We start from the raw sequence: 17147 nt of genomic DNA, 5'->3' as shown, positions 1-17147 counted from the left end.
AGATGGCGGGAGGCCGGGCCGCAGCGGGGGCTACTGGTCGGTAGCTTCGGGTTGTTATCGTGCCGGAATGGGCGCCCCCGTACGCGTCGTCCTGGTGGACGACCACGAGATGATCCTCGCCGGACTCCAGGCGATGCTGGCCGGATTCGCCGGGCGGGTGCGCGTCGTGGGACAGGCGGGGACAGGGGAGGAGGCCACCCGCCTGGTCACCACGCTGCGGCCCGACGTCGTCCTGCTGGACGTGCGGCTCGGCCCCGAGAGCGGCCTCGACCTGTGCCGGCTGCTCACCGGCCGCGTCCCCGAGGCGCGGGTGGTGTTCCTGTCGGTGTACGACGACGAGCAGTACGTCTTCGAGGCGCTGCGCGCCGGGGCGGGCGGCTACCTGCTGAAACGGGTGGACGGCCCGGAGCTGGTGCGGCGCCTGGAGGAGGTCGCGCAGGGCGAGACCGTCGTCGACCCGACGCTCGCCGGGCGGATGGCGGTGACGGCGGCCCGGCTGACCCGCGGCGAGTTCTGGCCCGGCGCGAACCGGGGGCTGACGCAGCGCGAGAGCGAGGTGCTGTCGCTGCTCGTCGGCGGGCTGTCCAACAAGGCGATCGCGGCCCGGCTGGTGCTCAGCGAGGAGACGGTGAAGAGCCACCTGCGGGCGCTGTACCGCAAGCTGGAGGTCACCGACCGGTCCGCCGCGATCGCGGTCGCGCTGCGCGAGGGGCTGTTCCGGTGACGGCGTCGTCGCCGGCCTCGCCGGCGTCGCCGGCGGAGCTGCTCGCCGGGCACGGCAACGACCTGCTCGTCCGGATCGTGGCGGTGGCCTGCTCGGACCGGGAGCTGCCGCGGATGGCCGAGGAACTGGCCGGGCTGGTCGTCCGCTCGGCGCGCGCGCTGACGTTCTGCGACGTCTACGTCCTGGACGACGAGGAGCGGGCACTGGAATGGACGGGCCCGGCCGTCCCGCTGGGGGAGGGCGACGTCGGCTGGGCGGCCGCGCACGGCCGTGCCCGCGCGCACACGGACGGACGAGGCGTCGCGATCCCCGTCCGCAGCGGGAACGCCACGATCGCGGTGGTGGACGTCCGGTCCGCGGGCCCGTGCCCGGACGACGACGTCGCGCTCGTCACCGCGCTGGCGGAGCTGTTCGCCCCGGTGCTGTGCTCATGCCGGCGGCTGCGGGCGGCCCGCGAGCGCGAGCACGCCGCCGAGCGGTTCGCCGAGCGGGCCGTCGAGGCGCAGGAGGCCGAGCGGTCCCGGCTGAGCCGGGAGATCCACGACGGCATCGCGCAGCGGCTGGCCAGCCTCGGCTTCCACCTGTCGGCGGCCGAGCGGGCGCTGCCCGAGCACCATCCGGAGGGGCTCGCGCAGATCATGATCGCGCGGAAGCTGTGCGAGCTGGCGGCGGCGGAGACGCGCGCCGCGATCGGCGGGCTGCGGCCGCCCGTGCTGGACGACCTCGGCCTGTCGGCGGCGCTGGCGACCCTCGCCCGCGAGGCGGGGGACGGCCCGGGGCCGTCCGGCGTCATCGACGTCAGCGTGACCGTGGAGGGCGAGCTCGAGGAGGAGCTGCCCGACCATGTGCAGACCGCGCTGTACCGGATCGCGCAGGAGGCGGTCGGCAACAGCCTGCGGCACGCATCGGCGACATGCGTGGACCTGCTGCTGGAGCACGCGAGCGACCGGGTCCGGCTGAAGGTCACCGACGACGGCACGGGGTTCTCGGTACGCGAGGTGTTCGCGCAAGGCGCGCGCGCGGAGCGGACCAGGCGCACCGACTCCTACGGGCTGCGCGGCATGCGCGAGCGCGCCGAGCTGCTCGGCGGCCGCGTCACCGTCACCAGCCGCCCCGGGGTCGGCACGACCGTTGAGGCGGTCATTCCCGTCCCGGGCCGCCGGCGCACCGGACGGGTCAGCTGCGAGTGAGCACCCGGAAGGTGATGCCGGCGGCGGTGAGCCGCGCGATCAGCGCGTCGCCCATCGCGGTGGCGGTGGTCACCTGCCCGGCGGTCTTCGGCAGGTCGTCGTGGGCGAGGCAGAGCGCGGACTGCGCGAGCATCTTCGCGGTCTCGCCGTAGCCGGGGTCGCCGCCCGCGACCTCGGTGACGACCCGCCTCCCGCCGCCCTCGCCGACGAACTTCACGCTGAACCAGTTGCGGGCGCGGCGCTCCGGGGACGGCCCCTCGCCCGGCGCGCGGAGCCGCAGCAGCAGCGACCGGGTGGGCGGGAGCTGCGCGAGCGCGAGCAGCGCGCCGGAGCCCACCGCCATCCCGGCGGCGACGGGCAGCCGCTTGACCGCCAGGTAGTGGCCGTAGGAGAAGTCCGGGCCGTACCGGTCGAGCGCGGCGGCGGACCGGGCCACGATCTGCGGGTCGATGGTCGGCAGCGGGAGCGTCCAGCCGCCGCCGACGCGGGCCCGCGGCGCGGGCCGCCGGGAGATCCGGACCCGCCGGCCCTCCGGCCGCCCCTCGGCGCGGCGCCGCTCGCGCTCGGCGCGCATCATGCCGGTCACGTCGGCGAAGATGCCGACCGCGGAGGCGATCGTGCCGCCCGACGCGTCGCCGTGCACGCGCAGGAACCCCTCGACGTGCAGCGGGACGCCCTCGGGCAGCTGCTTCACGGTGAAGTAGGCGCCGAGGTCGTGCGGGATCGAGTCGAACCCGCAGGCGTGGACGATGCGGGCGCCTGAGCGGACCGCCTCGTCGTGGTACTTGAGGTACATCTGGTCGACGAAGGTGGGCTCGCCGGTGAGGTCGACGTAGTCGGTACCGGCGCGCGCGCACGCCGCGACCAGGGGCTCGCCGTACTGGACGTACGGGCCGACCGTCGTGATGACGACCTTGGCCGACCTCGCGATCTCCTCGATGGAGGACGGGTCGGTGGTGTCGGCGTGCAGCAGCGGGAGGTCCGCGCAGCCGGGGTCGATCGCGGCGGCCCGGTCGCGGACGGCGGCGAGCTTGGCCTGGTTGCGTCCGGCCAGCGCCCAGCGCGTGCCCGGGTCGGCGTGCCCGGCCAGGTACTCGGCGGTGAGGGCGCCGGTGAAGCCGGTGGCGCCGAACAGCACGATGTCGTACGGACGGTCGGTGGTCATGGCCGCACCTCTCCCGGTACCGAGCGTGAATCTGTACCGAACTTGATTCTGTCGTGTCGCCGCCCCGCCGGGGGCGTCCCGCGCGGCCGATGTGAGCGACTGCACTCGGATTCTTCGCGTGCGCGTCCCATGCCGCGTATGCCCTAGTGTTGGCCCCTACGAAAAGAGGGGGATGGTGGCGTGATCGGGCTGGCCGTGGCGATGGATGCCGGCGCCGTGCTCTGCCTGTGCTGGTCCCTCCTCGGCGTCCTGCGCCCGGCGGCGGTGCCCGGCGGCGGGGACGGCGGGCGGTCCGTGGCCGTCGCGCTGATCGGCGTGAGCCTCATCCTGCTGTCGGTGCCCCTGTGGAGCCTGCCCTAGCCGGGGCCGTCCATCCGGGCGCGTCCAGCAGGTGCCGGACGAACAGCAGCGTCGTCGGGGTCGGCGCCGCGCCCGCCACGGCGTGCCACGGGCGGTCGAGGGGCATCCCCGGCGCGCCGATCACCACGAGCCGTCCCGCGGCCAGCTCCGCGCCGACCGCGTCCCGCGACACCAGCGCCACCCCCAGCCCGGCCGCCGCGCCCGCGATCACCGCGCCGTTCGAGCCGAGGACCAGCCGGGGCGGCGCGACCTCCCGCTCGGCCAGGTAGGCGTCCGCGGACGCGCGCGTCCCCGACCCCGGCTCGCGCATCACCCACGGCGTCCGGGCGAGGGAGAAACCGTCCGCGACGGCCGGCGCGCCGACCACGACCAGCTCGTTCGGGCGCGTCGCCAGCACGGTCGCGGCGGCGTCGGCCGGCGGGCGGCCCGCCAGGACGAGGTCGGCCTCGTGCGCGGCCAGGCTGCTCCACACCTGACGGCGCGGCCCCACCTCCAGCGCCAGCTCGACATCGGGCCAGCGCGTCCGGAAGGACGCGAGCAGCTCGGGCAGGACCTGGTCGGCGGCGGTCGTCACCGCCGCCAGCCGCAGCGGCCCGCGTCCCGGGTCGGCCGCGCCGCGCGCCGCCGCCCGTCCCTCCTCCAGCAGGCCGAGCACCTGCCGCGCGTACCCGGCGTACACGGTCCCGGCCGGGGTCAGCCGGACGCCGCGCCCCACCCGCCGGACGAGCGGGACGCCGAGGTCGCGGGTGAGCGCCGCCACCGCCGCCGACACCGCCGACTCCGTCACGTACAGCCGGAGGGCCGCCGCCCGCACGGACCCGGTGTCGGCGAGCGCGACGAACGTCCGCAGCCGGGCTTCCGTCACGTCCGGCCTCCTCGTTCAAGTGAATGCTTGATGGTCACCGTAGAACACTTGATGGACAGCGCAAGTGTCGGGAGGTGAAGCTCGACGCGTCACGGTTCCACGTGGCCGGGACGCGGCGCTCCGCCCCCATTCCCCTGGGCATGCCGTCCTTTCGCGGGACGGAGCCGCCGCGTCCCGCCCAGCACGCGAAGGAGATCGGCGATGGGTTCGGGCAGATGGTCGGCGGGCGTGATCCCCTATGCGGAGATGGGCTACTGGAAGCCCGACTACGAGCCGAAGGACAGCGACGTGCTCGCCGCCTTCCGGATCACGCCGCAGCCGGGCGTCCCACCGGAGGAGGCCGGCGCCGCCGTCGCGGGCGAGTCGTCAACCGCCACCTGGACGGTCGTGTGGACCGACCGGCTCACCTCCTACGAGAACTACCAGGCCAAGTGCTACAAGGTGGAGCCCGTCCCGGGGCAGGAGAACCAGTTCATCGCCTACATCGCCTACGACCTCGACCTGTTCGAGGAGGGGTCGATCGCGAACCTGACGTCGTCCATCATCGGGAACGTCTTCGGGTTCAAGGCGCTGAAGGCGCTGCGCCTGGAGGACATGCGGATCCCGACCCACTACGTGAAGACCTTCCAGGGGCCCGCGCACGGCATCGTCATGGAGCGCGAGTACCTGGGCAAGTTCGGGCGCCCGCTGCTCGGCGCGACCGTCAAGCCGAAGCTCGGCCTGTCGGCCCGCAACTACGGGCGCGTCGTCTACGAGGCGCTGCGCGGCGGCCTCGACTTCACCAAGGACGACGAGAACATCAACTCCCAGCCGTTCATGCGCTGGCGCGACCGGTTCCTCTACTGCATGGAGGGCGTCAACCGCGCGCAGGCCGCGACGGGCGAGGTCAAGGGCCACTACCTCAACGTCACCGCCGCGACCATGGAGGACATGTACGAGCGCGCCGAGTTCGCCAAGGACCTCGGCAGCGTCATCGTGATGATCGACCTGACCATCGGGTACACGGCGATCCAGTCGATGGCCAAGTGGGCGCGCAGGAACGGCGTCGTCCTCCACCTGCACCGCGCCGGGCACTCGACCTACACGCGGCAGAAGAACCACGGCGTGAACTTCCGCGTCATCGCCAAGTGGATGCGCCTCGCCGGCGTCGACCACATCCACGCCGGGACCGTCGTCGGGAAGCTGGAGGGCGACCCCAACAGCGTCCGCGGCTACTACGACACCCTCCGCCTCGACCACGTGCCCGCCGACCCGGTGAAGGGCCTGTACTTCGACCAGGACTGGGCGTCGCTCCCGGGCTGCATGCCGGTCGCGTCCGGCGGCATCCACGCCGGGCAGATGCACCAGCTCCTGCACTACCTCGGCGAGGACTCGATCCTGCAGTTCGGCGGCGGGACGATCGGCCACCCGATGGGCATCGCCGCCGGCGCCACCGCCAACCGCGTCGCGCTCGAAGCGATGATCAAGGCGCGGAACGAGGGCCGCGACTACCTCGCCGAGGGCCCCGACATCCTGCGCGCCGCCGCCAAGCACAGCCGCGAGCTGGACATCGCCCTGTCCACCTGGGGCGACATCACCTTCACCTACGCCTCCACCGACACCCCCGACGCCGTCGAGACCCCCGTGAGCGTGTGACATGCGGATCACCCAAGGCACCTTCTCCTACCTGCCCGACCTGACCGACGAGGAGATCACCAAGCAGGTCGCCTACGCCCTCGACCGGGGCTGGCCCTGCTCGGTCGAGTTCACCGACGACCCGCACCCGCGCAACTCCTACTGGGAGATGTGGGGACTGCCCATGTTCGACCTCGCCGACCCCGCCGGCGTCCTGTACGAGGTGAAGGAATGCCGCAAGGCGTACCCGAACCACTACGTCCGGCTGAACGCCTACGACGCGGACTACGGGCGCCAGACCACCGCGCTGTCGTTCATCGTGCAGCGCCCGCCCGTGGAGCCCGGCTTCCGCCTGGACCGCGAGGAGACCTCCGACCGGCGCATCCGGTACACGCTGCACTCCTACGCGACGGACCGTCCCGAAGGCGAGCGCTACGGGGACCCGCGTTGAGCGACCGTCCCGGGTTCGGCATGCGACCCTCCGAAAACGGCTCCCCGGCGGCCCCACCCCACGCTCCCGCCGCCGGGGAGCCGGCCCCGCCGGCCCCGCTGCCCCCCGGCGCCCGCGTCGACCTCGCCAAGGAGCGCGCCGACTCCCACGCCGACGAGGTCCTGGACGCCCTCGACGCCGAACTCGTCGGCCTGGCCCCGGTGAAGACCCGCATCCGGGAGATCGCCGCGCTGCTGCTGGTGGACCGCGTCCGCGCGCGCTTCGGCATCGACTCCGGACGTCCCAACCTGCACATGTGCTTCACCGGCAGCCCCGGAACCGGGAAGACGACCGTCGCGGTCCGGCTCGCGGAGCTGCTCCACCGGCTCGGCTACATCCGCAAGGGACACCTCGTCTCCGTCACCCGCGACGACCTCGTCGGCCAGTACGTCGGCCACACCGCCCCGAAGACCAAGGAGGTCCTCAAGCGGGCCATGGGCGGCGTCCTGTTCATCGACGAGGCGTACTACCTGTACCGGGCCGAGAACGAGCGCGACTACGGGCAGGAGGCCATCGAGATCCTCCTGCAGGTCATGGAGAACCAGCGGGACGACCTCGTCGTCGTCCTGGCCGGCTACAAGGACCGCATGGACTCCTTCTTCGCGTCCAATCCCGGCATGAGCTCCCGCATCGCCCACCACATCGACTTCCCCGACTACAAGCCGGACGAGCTGGAGGCGATCGGGCACCTCATGATGGAGCGCGAGGGGTACGTCCTGGCGCCGGAGACCGAGCCCGTCTTCCGCGACTACCTCGACCGGCGCCGCGTCCAGCCGCGCTTCGCGAACGCCAGGTCCGTCCGCAACGCCATCGAGCGCGCGCGCCTCCGCCACGCCAACCGCCTCCTGGCCGCCGCAGGCGAGGTGGACCGCGCCGCCCTCACCACCCTGGAACCGGACGACTTCCTCACCAGCCGGGTGTTCCAGTGACCCCCGCCGGGAGGTGAGACGCCGATCACAGTAGATCAAGGGATTCGCCTCCGCATGTCCTAGTGTTGAGACCATCGACATGGAGATGTGGGGGAGAAGTTGCTGAACCCTGAGGATCTGTACGAGCTGGACACCGACCTGCCGGAGATGACCGGCCCGGTGCTGCTGCACAGCCTCGACGGCTTCGTGGACGCCGGATCCACCGGGCAGCTCGTGCGCGAGCACCTGCTGGAGGCCTTGGAGCACCGCGTCATCGCCCGCTTCGACGTCGACTCGTTGATCGACTACCGGGCCCGCCGCCCGACGATGACCTTCGACCGCGACCACTGGGCGTCCTACGACGCGCCCGAGCTGGTGGTGCGGCTGCTCCACGACGACGTCGGAAGCCCGTTCCTGATGCTGTCCGGGCCGGAGCCCGACCGGCTCTGGGAGGGCTTCACCCGGTCGGTGCTGCACCTGGTGAAGCGGCTGGACGTGGGCCTCGTCGTCGGCTTCCACGGCATCCCGATGGGCGTGCCGCACACCCGCCCGGTCGGCGTCACCACGCACGCCACCCGCCCCGAACTGATCACCCGCAACACCTGGTTCGACAAGGTGCAGGTGCCCGGCAGCGCCGCCGGGCTGCTGGAGCTGCGGCTCGGCGAGGCGGGGCACGACGCGCTCGGCCTCGCCGTGCACGTCCCCCACTACCTCGCCCAGTCCGCCTACCCGGCCGCCGCGGTCGCCGCCCTGGAGCAGGTCGTCGCCGCGACCGGGCTGGTGCTGCCGGTCGAGCGGCTCCGCGAGGCCGCCGCGGCCACCGACGCCGACATCGCCGAGCAGGTCGACGGCAACGCCGAGGTCGAGAAGGTCGTGCGGGCGCTGGAGCAGCAGTACGACGCGTTCGCCGGCGCCGCCGAGCGCGACAGCCTGCTCGCCGAGTCGCAGGACATGCCGACCGCGGAGGAGCTCGGCGCGCAGTTCGAGCGGTTCCTGGCCGAGCAGGAGGGCCCCGACCCCTCGTCCTGAGTCCCCCGCGGAGGCGCTGACATATCCGCGCGGGCGCTGGGTAGGCGAGCCCCGGAGGGGGGAGGTTCGCCCATGGCCCAGAGAGTGAACGAAGTGATGACACCGGTGCCGGTCGCGGTGTCCCCGGACACCACGCTGGTCACCGTGAGCGACCTGATGCGCCGCCACGGCATCGGCGACGTGCTGGTGGTCCACGAGGGGCGCCTGCGAGGACTCGTCACCGACCGCGACATCGTGGTCCGCGCCGTCGCCGTCCAGAAGGACGTGGGCGCCACCGCGGTCGGCGACATCTGCAGCACCAACATGATCACGGTGGCGCCGGAGGAGGACGCCGACGAGGCCGTCCGGCTGATGCGGCGGCACGCCGTCCGGCGGCTCCCCGTCGTGGACGGCGACCGCCCGATCGGGATGGTGTCCATCGGCGACCTCGCCGTCCAGCGCGACGAGCGCTCGGCGCTGGCCGACATCAGCGCGGAACCCCCCAACACATGATCACGCTGAGGCTCCCGGACGCCGAGCTGGACGGCGACCTGGTGATCCCGGACGACCCGGCGGGCATGGTGCTGTTCGCGCACGGCAGCGGCAGCTCCCGGCACAGCCCCCGCAACCGCGCGGTCGCCGAGGGGCTGAACGCCGCCGGGATCGGCACATTGCTGCTGGACCTGCTCACCGAGCGGGAGGAGCAGATCGACCGGGTCACCGCCGAGCTCCGCTTCGACATCGAGCTGCTGACGATGCGGCTGATCGGCGCCGTCGACGCGCTGGCCGACGGCCTGGAGTCCGCGCCGCACACCGCGGGGCTGCGGATCGGGCTGTTCGGCGCCAGCACGGGCGCGGCGGCGGCGCTCGCCGCGGCGGCGGCCCGCCCGGACGTCGGCGCCGTCGTGTCGCGGGGCGGCCGGCCCGACCTCGCCGGCCCGTCGCTGCCGCGGGTGCGGGCACCCGTCCTGCTGATCGTCGGCGGCGCGGACCCCGAGGTGCTGCGGCTCAACGAGCAGGCCCGGGAGCGGCTGGAGGACGCCGAACTGCACGTGGTGCCCGGCGCGACCCACCTCTTCGAGGAACCGGGCGCGCTGGAGGAGGTCACCGCGCAGGCCGCCGACTGGTTCAACCGCCACCTCGACCACGGCGCCTGATTCGGAACCGGCGGCCGGGGCACGATGTCGGCATGCCCGACGTCATCGTGGTCGGAGCCGGACCGGCCGGCTCGGCCGCCGCCTGCCACCTCGCCCGCTCCGGACGCGACGTCCTCGTGCTGGAGAAGTCCTCGTTCCCCCGCGAGAAGGTCTGCGGCGACGGCCTGACGCCGCGCGCCGTCCGGGAACTGCTCGACCTGGGCGTCGACATCGACGCGCCCGGCTGGTTCCGCAACAGGGGCCTGCGGCTGATCGCCGGCGACCGCCTGCTCGAACTGCCGTGGCCCGACGACGGCGCCCACCCGGCGTTCGGCCTCACCCGCACCCGCCACGACTTCGACGAGATCCTGGCCCGCCGCGCGGTCGCCGCCGGGGCGACCCTGTCGCAGAACACCAAGGTCACCGCCCCGCTCCGGGACCGGACCGGCCGCGTCACCGGCGTCCGCACCGACGCCGGCGACCACCGCGCGCCGGTCGTCATCGCCGCCGACGGCGCCTCGTCGCGGCTGTCGGTCGCGCTCGGGGTGCACCCGCGCCGCGACCGCCCGATCGGCACGGCCGCCCGCCGCTACTACCGCAGCCCCCGCCACGACGACCCCTACCTGGAGGCGTGGCTCGACCTGGTGCCCGCCGGATACGGCTGGGTCTTCGGCATGGGGGACGGCACCTGCAACGTCGGCGTCGCCCTGCTCCGCACCGCGCACGCCGACTACCGCCGCCTCCTCGGCGACTGGCTCGCCCGCACACCGCCGGACTGGGGCTTCGCCGAGGAGAACGCCACCGGCCCGATCCGCGGCGCCGCGCTCCCGATGGGGTACGCGCGCCGCCCCCACTACCTGCCGGGCCTCCTGCTCACCGGCGACTCCGGAGGCATGATCAACCCGTCCAACGGCGAGGGCATCGCCTACGCCCTCGAAGCGGCCCGCATCGCCGCCGAGACCGTCACGACCGCCCTCGCCGCACCCACCCCCGGCCAGCGCGAACGCGTCCTGTACACCTACCCGTCCGCGATCCGCCAGGCCAACGGGCGCCCGTTCACCCTCGGCCGCGCCTTCGCCCGCGCCATCGAGTCGCCCCGCGTCATGCGCGCCGCGACCCGCGCCGGCCTCGGCAACCCGGCGCTGATGAGGTTCGCGCTCCGGCTCCTCGGCAACCTCACCGACCCGTCCGCCGACCGCCTCGCCGCCGCCCTCACCCGCCTCGCCCCCGCCTCCTGAACCGCGCCGCCCCGGCCCCGCCGCCTCCCCCGAGGTCACGGGCGTCCGCATCCACCGCACCGTTTCGCGATCGTCCCGCCGAACCGGGTACGCTTTCCCGGTCACGAGCACGCGGGCGCGTAGCTCAGGGGTAGAGCACTCGCCTTACAAGCGAGGAGTCGGCGGTTCGAAACCGTCCGCGCCCACCAGCCAAAAGACCCCGTCCCTGATCAAGGAACGGGGTCTTCGCGCCATTGGCGTGCCATTGGCCGACGCGCGCGAGTTCTCCTGCGGTCGCGTCGTCATCCGGGTTCTCGTTCTGGGGGAGGGTGGCTCGTCGTCGGTGCCGTCCAGTAGCTTCTGTCCGCTCGGCCCGACAGGCGGGCTGCCTGACCGGGGGGACTCGTCGCAGTGAGCATGCACCTGCACTTTCGGGCCGTCGCGGAGGCCGAGATCCGGGACGACCACACCTGGCTTGCGGCGTTCATGTCCGAGGCTTGGGACGACCATCCCGACGAGTACGCGGCGGGCATCGCCGGCTCGATCGACAAGGTCTGGAACTCCGTCAACGACCTCTACGCCGCAGCCGATCTCCTCCATGCGGACGCCGGCGAGTCCTGGACGCTGCCGATCTACGGTGGCCGTCCCGTGCCGCACGGTGCCGGCGCCGATCCTTCCGACCCGCCTCTGATGATTCTGGAGCCGCCCGGGGTGTCCCAGGCCGCGGATTTCCTCGCGACCGTTTCCTTCGACGATCTGTGGGACGTCGCGGGTGCCGCGATCAGTGGCATCTGCCAGGACGAGGCGCAGGCCAGGGAAGAGTTCCTCGGCCATCACGGCCACCTGCGGGGGTTCTACGAGCGGGCGGCTTCGGCAGGCCACGCCGTGGTCAAGGCGGTGTGGGCGTGACGCATGGTCGCGTGCCCGCTCCACGGGACGCGGCACGCCGACGCTGAGCTCGCTTCCTCTGCGGGACCGGGGGCCGCAACCGGATGGCCGAACGAGGCCAGGCGCCATTCCCTCTGCCGGCCATTACGGCAGGTGACGGGGATCCTGCACTGATAGACACCCTCCGTAATCCAGTTCCGATACTCTCCGTTATCAGTTGCGCACAGATCGCTCTGGATACTCCGTGTGCTTCTAGTGACACTCAACGTGTTCGAAATTCTCGGCTCCCCGCCGTCCCCCGGTGCGGTGCGGGAGATCACCATAGAAGGAGAGCACATGCCGTCCTTGAAGACCACCGCCGTGGCTCTGGCCGTGACCGCCACGGCGACCTGCCTGGCCTCCGCCGGCGTCGCCAGTGCCCAGAGCGCCGGTGCCCCCGCGCGGGAGAAGGCGTCGCGGGTCGCCGCCCTCCCGGCGGGCTACCAGATCGTGACTCTGCCGAACGCCAACGTCCCCAACTTCCAGCGACGGACCCTCTACTGCCCGGGGAGCAAGCACGTCCTCGGGGGCGGCGGCGAGGCGCAGGGCAACGGCGCCATCCTGGTCGGGTCGTTCCCGACGCAGGACGGCCGCGGCTGGATCGCGCTCGGCCGCCAGATCGGGTACAACGACGTCGGCATCAGCGTTTACGCGATCTGCGCCGACTGACCGTCACCGGTCCCGGCCGCCTGCGCGGCCGGGACCGGCCCTTCCCGGTGCCTCACTCGGCCTCGCCGTAGAGGGCGGCGATGTCCTTGGAGCCGGGCCACCGGCTGTAGGTGGGGGACTGCGGCCAGCCCTCGGGCACGTCCTGCCACTCCTCCTGGCGCCCGTACGGCAGCAGGTCGATCAGCGGGAAGGTGTGGCTGAGCTGCTCGGTGCCGCGGCCGTCGGTGTGCCAGGTCCGGTAGACGGTGTCGCCGTCGCGCAGGAAGACGTTGACCGCGAAGCCGCCGCCGGGCGGGGCGCCGACGTCCGTGCCGAACGGGCTGTTCGCCGTGGAGTACCAGGTCATCCTGTTGCCGACCCGCCGCTTGTACGCGAGGGCCTCGTCGAGCGGGCCCTGGGTGACGATGACGAACCGGGCGTCGTAGGCGTCCAGGAACTCCAGCCGCGTGAACTGCGACGTGAACCCCGTGCAGCCCGGGCACTGCCAGGTCTTGCCCGGGAACCACATGTGGTTGTAGACGATCAGCTGGGGCCGGCCGTCGAAGACGTCGGCCAGCCGGACCGGGCCCTCCTCGCCCTCGAGGGTGTACCCGGGCATCTCGACCATCGGCATCCGGCGGCGCTGCGCGGCGATCGCGTCCAGTTCCCGGGTCGCGGCCTTCTCTCGCGCGCGCAGTTCGCCGAGGCGGCGTCGCCAGGTCTCCGCGTCGACGACGGGCGGCAGTGCCTTGCTGGTCATGATCCCCTCCGAGGTTCGATCCGGCGTCCGTACATGCAGACCGCGTCCGTCCGCCGAAATCATCGGTCTCGCGAGCCGGCGGACACCCCCCGCGCGAAGTCGGCGTAACGCTGTTCGAGGGCCTTGACCGGGCCGCCGCGCCAGCCCGCGGCGATCGCCTCGGCCATCGGGTCGGGGAAGATGTCCTCCTCGTCCTTCTCCAGACCGTCGAAGACGGCGCGCGCGACCGACTCCGGCGACGCCTTGGGCATCTCCACCCCGCGCGTCATGTCGGTGTCCACGATTCCCGTCAGGACGGCGTGCACCGTCACCCCCTGCGGGGCGAGGAGGGTCCGCAGCGACTGCGTCATGGAGAACGCGGCGGCCTTGGAGATGGAGTAGGCCGGGATCAGCGGGAACGCGGCGAGGCCGTTCACCGACAGGTTGTTGGCGATGGCTCCCTTGGCGTCGGCCAGCAAGGGGAGGAACGCCTCGATGACGCGGTGGGCGCCGTAGAGGTTGACCGCGAAATGCTGCTCCAGAACGGCCAGGTCGGTCAGGTCGTCGTACATCGCGATCCCCGCGTTGTTGATGAGGAGGTCGAGCGAGTCGACGGCCTCGGCCGCCCTCCGGACCTGCTCCGGGTCCGTCACGTCCAGCGTCAGCGGCGTGACCCGCTCGTCGGTGTGCCGCTGGGGGACGCGCGCGCCGGCGTACACGCGCCGCGCTCCCCTGCGCAGCGCCTCGTCGAGCAGCGCCCGCCCGATTCCGCGGTTGGACCCTGTGATCAGTACTGCCTTGTCGGCGATGGTCGGCATGCTGCCGCTCTCCTTAGGTGTTCTCGGGTGCTCCCGGCCGCGGACGCGGCCGGTCAGCCGGTGAGGGTGGGGGTGAGCCCGAACGCCGGGACGAGGCCCGGGTCGTTGAAGGACGTGATCCGGGCGACGCGGGCCCCGATCAGGGTGAGGACCTGCACGCCGTACGCCTCGTAGCGGCCGGCGCCGGAGCGGCGGTAGACGACGCAGGCGGGCTGGCCGTTGGCGCGGCTCGGCACCATGTGCCACAGGCCCCGCCGCATGACGCGCCCGGACAGGAACCCCAGCACCGCGTCCCGCCCGGTGAACCAGGTCGGGGTCGGCGGCATCTCCAGCTCGACGTCGGCCCGCAGCAGCTCGATCAGCGCGGCCGGGTCGGCTCGCGCGAACGCCTCGACATAGTCGTCGAGCAGGGCGCGGCGGGCGTCCTCGTCGGGCTCGGCGAGGTCCTCCTCGACCGGTCCGGCCTCGGCGAGGCGGGTGCGGGCGCGGCGGAGGGCGCCGTCGACGGCGGCGGCCGTGGTGCCGAGCATCTCGGCGACCTCGGCGGTGCGGAACGCCAGTACGTCCCGCAGTGTCAGCACGGCGCGCTGCCGGGCGGGCAGGAACTGGAGCGCGGCGATGAGGGCGAGCCGCACTCCGGCCCGCCCGGCGACGACGGCCGCCGGGTCGTCGCCGCCCAGCAGCGCGTCCGGGGCGGGCTGGAGCCACGGCACCGCCGGCTCGCCGGGCGCCAGGGCCGTGCGGTGGTCGTCGGACGGGGCGCCCAGCCCGGACGGCACCGGCCACCGCGGCCGCGTCTCCAGCGCCGTCAGGCAGGTCCGGGTGGCGATCGCGTACAGCCAGCGGCGCAGCGAGGAGCGGCCTTCGAACCGGTCGAAGGCGCGCCATGCGCGCAGGTAGGTCTCCTGGACGAGGTCCTCGGCCTCGTGGATCGAGCCGAGCATCCGGTAGCAGTGGGCGAGCAGCTCCGGCCGGAACGGCTCGGCCAGGGCGGCGAATTCCGTGTCAGGTCGCATCGCAGGTTCCTCCGGGCGGGACGGTCGATGTCAAGACCGTGCGCGGGAGGAGAATCCGGCGGGGCGACGCTGTGACCTACGTCACTGAGGTGTCGGCCCGGGGCGTCTAGTGGGGTCGGTCGGCGGGTCGGGGCGCCGAACCGGCCAGGGGAGTGGTGTCGAGGTACCTGATCTCGTAGACGCGCTCGGCGAACTTCCAGCCGTCCGGAGTGCGCCGGTACCGGTCGTGGTAGATGGCGAAGTTCTGGCCTTCGAGGCCGTCGAGGGTGCGGAAGAGCTCCTGAATGTAGGTGCGGCCGGTCGCGGTGTCGCCGTCGAGCTCGATCACGCCCGCGTGCGTGGTCTGCACGAAGAAGTCCCACCGGGCCTGGAGCGCCTCGCCCCCGGCACGGATCTCCTCGCGGCCGAGCAGCTCGACGGGGATGTCGGGCATGCGCAGCGCGCCGTCCTCGGTGAACAGCGACGCGAAGCGGGCGCGGTCGCGCATCATCGCCGCGTCGGTGAACTCGCCGCGCAGCGCCTCGATCTCGACGCGGTCGGCAATGGCCTGCAGATCGGTCATGGTCCTCTCCTCACATCGTTCGTCCCCTCTACGACAAGACGGCCGGGCGGATTGTGAGGGTCCGCCCGGAGGCCGGAAGCGGCGAGGCGGTGGACACGGTGTCCGGAGGCTGCGATAAACGGCTTGTACGTGACACGGCGAGCCCAGGCGGGATCATGCGGACCCTGTACGAGCATGCGGGCGGTCACGAAGGACTGCACCGGTTCATGGACGTCTTCTACGCGTCGCTGCTGGCGGATCCGCTCCTGCAGCCGCTGTTCGGAGAGGGGCGTCCCACGCACGTCGACCATCTGACGGCCTTCACCGCCGAGACGTTCGGCGGCCCCGACACCTTCTCGCGGGAGATGGGCGGCTTCGCCCACCTCATCGACGTGCACCGGCACCTGAAGATCACCGAGGAGCAGCGGCGCAGGTTCGTCGAGCTGTACATGGCGGCGGCCGACACCGTGGGGATGCCCGGCGACGCGCCGTTCCGGCAGGCGCTGCTGGAGCACGTCGAGTTCGGCACCCGGGTGGCCATGCAGAACTCGCACGCCGGCACGGACGACGAACTGCATCCCCTCCGCGAGGTCCCCCGCTGGGACTGGCCCGCCGGGACCTCGTGACGCCGACCCCCGCGGTCCGGGGCGCAAAGCCGGTGATCTTGGCACATAAGGTGTGAAAGGTCTCGGACGTCCAGGTGGAGCGGGGTTCGCATGCGTTACGTCATCATCGGCGCGGGGGCGATCGGCGGAGCGGTCGGCGGCCGTCTGTGGCAGGCGGGGCAGGACGCGGTCCTGGTCGCGCGCGGGGCCCAGTACGCGGCGCTGCGCGACCGCGGGCTGCGGCTCACCGGCCCGGACGGCGTCTTCGACCTGCCGGTCCCGGTGGTCGACGGCCCGGAGTCGCTCGAACTGACCCCGGACGACGTGCTGGTGCTGGCGGTGAAGACCCAGGACGCGATCGCGGCTCTGGACGCGTGGGCGCCCCGCCCGGTCGCCGGCGGCGGGACGGCGGCGGAGCGCCTGCCGCTGGTCTGCGCGCAGAACGGCGTGGAGGCGGAACGGCTGGCGTTGCGCCGCTTCCGCCGCGTCTACGGGATGTGCGTGTTCCTTCCGGCGAGCTACCTGGAGCCGGGGGCCGTCACCGTCCGCTGCGCGCCGTACACCGGTGCGCTCAACCTCGGACGCTACCCGTCGGGCGCCGACGAGGCGGCGCACCGGATCGCCGAGGGACTGGAGAAGGCGAACTTCCTCGCGCCCGTCACGTCAGAGGTGATGCGCTGGAAGTACGCGAAGTTGCTCGGGAACCTCGCCAACGCGGTCGAGGCGGTGTGCGGTTCGCCGGCCGGCGACGAGGCGGCGGCGCTGATCGCGCGGGCGCGCGCGGAGGCCGTCGAGGTCCTGGACGCGGCGGGGATCGACCGGGCCGGCGACGAGGAGCAGCGCGAGCTGCGGTCCGGGCGGGTCGAGGTGCGGCCGGTCGAGGGCGGCGACCCCGCCGGCGGCTCGACCTGGCAGAGCCTGCGGCGCGGCAGCGCGTCGGTCGAGGCGGACTACCTCAACGGCGAGATCGTGCTGCTCGGACGGCTCCACGGCGTCGCGACCCCGGTGAACGAGACGCTGCTGCGCGTGGCGAACGACTTCGCGCGGTCGGGCCGGGAGCCCGGCTCGATGACGGCGGGCGAGCTCGCGGCTCGGGTGCCCCGGTGAACGGCACGGAAGCCGCCTAGGCGTTCGAGTGCCGGCGTGGCCGTTGCGGGATGTGGTGCGGGTCTCGCC

20 protein-coding genes and 1 tRNA gene are annotated in these 17147 nt (G+C 73.0%); 15 read left to right on the top strand and 6 right to left on the bottom strand.

The window, feature by feature from the left end; genetic code table 11:
• The first annotated feature begins 67 nt into the window (after positions 1–67).
• Positions 68–724, top strand: coding sequence for a response regulator (locus tag J4557_RS12395; protein ID WP_151542498.1), 657 nt, complete (start codon positions 68–70; stop codon positions 722–724).
• A complete protein-coding gene (locus J4557_RS12390; RefSeq protein ID WP_307799705.1) occupies positions 721–1914 on the top strand; it encodes a sensor histidine kinase in 1194 nt (397 codons plus the stop codon). Before J4557_RS12395 ends, J4557_RS12390 begins: the two co-directional genes overlap by 4 nt.
• Here J4557_RS12390 and J4557_RS12385 read toward each other — a convergent pair.
• Positions 1901–3079: a saccharopine dehydrogenase family protein gene (locus J4557_RS12385; protein WP_208266642.1), complete on the bottom strand. Its 1179-nt coding sequence runs from the start codon at positions 3077–3079 to the stop codon at positions 1901–1903. The genes J4557_RS12390 and J4557_RS12385 overlap by 14 nt on opposite strands.
• A gap of 180 nt (positions 3080–3259) precedes the next feature.
• Between J4557_RS12385 and J4557_RS12380 the strand changes: the two genes are divergently transcribed.
• Positions 3260–3439 (top strand): hypothetical protein, encoded by a 180-nt coding sequence (locus tag J4557_RS12380; RefSeq protein WP_190862877.1) that lies wholly within the window; start codon positions 3260–3262, stop codon positions 3437–3439.
• Here the strand turns inward: J4557_RS12380 and J4557_RS12375 are convergent.
• On the bottom strand, positions 3402–4304 hold the full coding sequence (locus J4557_RS12375; protein WP_208266641.1) for a LysR substrate-binding domain-containing protein: 903 nt from the start codon (positions 4302–4304) through the stop codon (positions 3402–3404). The two genes, J4557_RS12380 and J4557_RS12375, sit on opposite strands and share 38 nt — an antisense overlap.
• Positions 4305–4505: 201 nt before the next feature.
• Between J4557_RS12375 and J4557_RS12370 the strand changes: the two genes are divergently transcribed.
• The 10 genes from J4557_RS12370 to J4557_RS12325 all read left to right on the top strand — a co-directional run bounded on the left by J4557_RS12370 (position 4506) and on the right by J4557_RS12325 (position 12273).
• Complete coding sequence (locus tag J4557_RS12370; protein ID WP_208266640.1) at positions 4506–5939, top strand: form I ribulose bisphosphate carboxylase large subunit; 1434 nt, start codon at positions 4506–4508, stop codon at positions 5937–5939.
• 1 nt (position 5940) lies between these two features.
• Positions 5941–6369 (top strand): ribulose bisphosphate carboxylase small subunit, encoded by a 429-nt coding sequence (locus tag J4557_RS12365; RefSeq protein ID WP_208266639.1) that lies wholly within the window; start codon positions 5941–5943, stop codon positions 6367–6369.
• Between the two features lie 20 nt (positions 6370–6389).
• Entirely contained in the window at positions 6390–7337 is a 948-nt protein-coding gene (cbbX, locus tag J4557_RS12360; RefSeq protein WP_243775643.1) for a CbbX protein, read from the top strand.
• Positions 7338–7436: 99 nt separating this feature from the next.
• Positions 7437–8345, top strand: coding sequence for a proteasome assembly chaperone family protein (locus tag J4557_RS12355; protein WP_208266833.1), 909 nt, complete (start codon positions 7437–7439; stop codon positions 8343–8345).
• A 72-nt stretch (positions 8346–8417) separates the two neighbouring features.
• Complete coding sequence (locus tag J4557_RS12350; RefSeq protein ID WP_208266637.1) at positions 8418–8837, top strand: CBS domain-containing protein; 420 nt, start codon at positions 8418–8420, stop codon at positions 8835–8837.
• Complete coding sequence (locus J4557_RS12345; protein WP_208266636.1) at positions 8834–9481, top strand: dienelactone hydrolase family protein; 648 nt, start codon at positions 8834–8836, stop codon at positions 9479–9481. The genes J4557_RS12350 and J4557_RS12345 overlap by 4 nt, the downstream gene beginning before the upstream one ends.
• A 32-nt stretch (positions 9482–9513) precedes the next feature.
• Positions 9514–10698 carry a geranylgeranyl reductase family protein gene (locus tag J4557_RS12340; RefSeq protein ID WP_208266635.1) on the top strand — a complete coding sequence of 395 codons (1185 nt, stop codon included), beginning with the start codon at positions 9514–9516 and terminating at the stop codon, positions 10696–10698.
• A 113-nt stretch (positions 10699–10811) separates the two neighbouring features.
• Positions 10812–10886, top strand: a tRNA-Val gene (locus J4557_RS12335).
• 208 nt (positions 10887–11094) lie between these two features.
• Positions 11095–11586 (top strand): DUF1877 family protein, encoded by a 492-nt coding sequence (locus J4557_RS12330; RefSeq protein ID WP_243775673.1) that lies wholly within the window; start codon positions 11095–11097, stop codon positions 11584–11586.
• Positions 11587–11901: 315 nt separating this feature from the next.
• Positions 11902–12273 (top strand): hypothetical protein, encoded by a 372-nt coding sequence (locus J4557_RS12325; RefSeq protein ID WP_208266633.1) that lies wholly within the window; start codon positions 11902–11904, stop codon positions 12271–12273.
• A gap of 52 nt (positions 12274–12325) precedes the next feature.
• Here J4557_RS12325 and J4557_RS12320 read toward each other — a convergent pair whose 3' ends face one another.
• The 4 genes from J4557_RS12320 to J4557_RS12305 form a co-directional block, all read right to left on the bottom strand.
• Positions 12326–13012 carry a DUF899 domain-containing protein gene (locus J4557_RS12320; protein WP_243775642.1) on the bottom strand — a complete coding sequence of 229 codons (687 nt, stop codon included), beginning with the start codon at positions 13010–13012 and terminating at the stop codon, positions 12326–12328.
• Between the two features lie 59 nt (positions 13013–13071).
• The gene (locus tag J4557_RS12315) at positions 13072–13809 is read right to left on the bottom strand and encodes an SDR family NAD(P)-dependent oxidoreductase (RefSeq protein ID WP_208266632.1); all 738 of its coding nucleotides are present in this window, start codon (positions 13807–13809) and stop codon (positions 13072–13074) included.
• A 53-nt stretch (positions 13810–13862) separates the two neighbouring features.
• Entirely contained in the window at positions 13863–14825 is a 963-nt protein-coding gene (locus J4557_RS12310; protein WP_208266631.1) for a sigma-70 family RNA polymerase sigma factor, read from the bottom strand.
• Positions 14826–14931: 106 nt separating this feature from the next.
• On the bottom strand, positions 14932–15387 hold the full coding sequence (locus tag J4557_RS12305; protein ID WP_208266630.1) for a nuclear transport factor 2 family protein: 456 nt from the start codon (positions 15385–15387) through the stop codon (positions 14932–14934).
• Between the two features lie 155 nt (positions 15388–15542).
• On the opposite strand from J4557_RS12305, the gene J4557_RS12300 reads away from it, so the two are divergent.
• Both J4557_RS12300 and J4557_RS12295 read left to right on the top strand, forming a co-directional pair.
• Positions 15543–15992 (top strand): group II truncated hemoglobin, encoded by a 450-nt coding sequence (locus J4557_RS12300; RefSeq protein ID WP_208266629.1) that lies wholly within the window; start codon positions 15543–15545, stop codon positions 15990–15992.
• A gap of 90 nt (positions 15993–16082) precedes the next feature.
• Positions 16083–17078 carry a ketopantoate reductase family protein gene (locus J4557_RS12295; protein WP_208266628.1) on the top strand — a complete coding sequence of 332 codons (996 nt, stop codon included), beginning with the start codon at positions 16083–16085 and terminating at the stop codon, positions 17076–17078.
• The last annotated feature ends 69 nt before the right edge of the window (positions 17079–17147 follow it).

Origin of the sequence: Actinomadura nitritigenes (assembly GCF_017573545.1) — a bacterium.
GTDB classification, from domain to species: Bacteria; Actinomycetota; Actinomycetes; order Streptosporangiales; family Streptosporangiaceae; genus Spirillospora; species Spirillospora nitritigenes.
The sequence above is the reverse complement of the archived record's forward strand: the minus strand, read 5'-3'. Positions and strand labels throughout refer to the sequence as shown.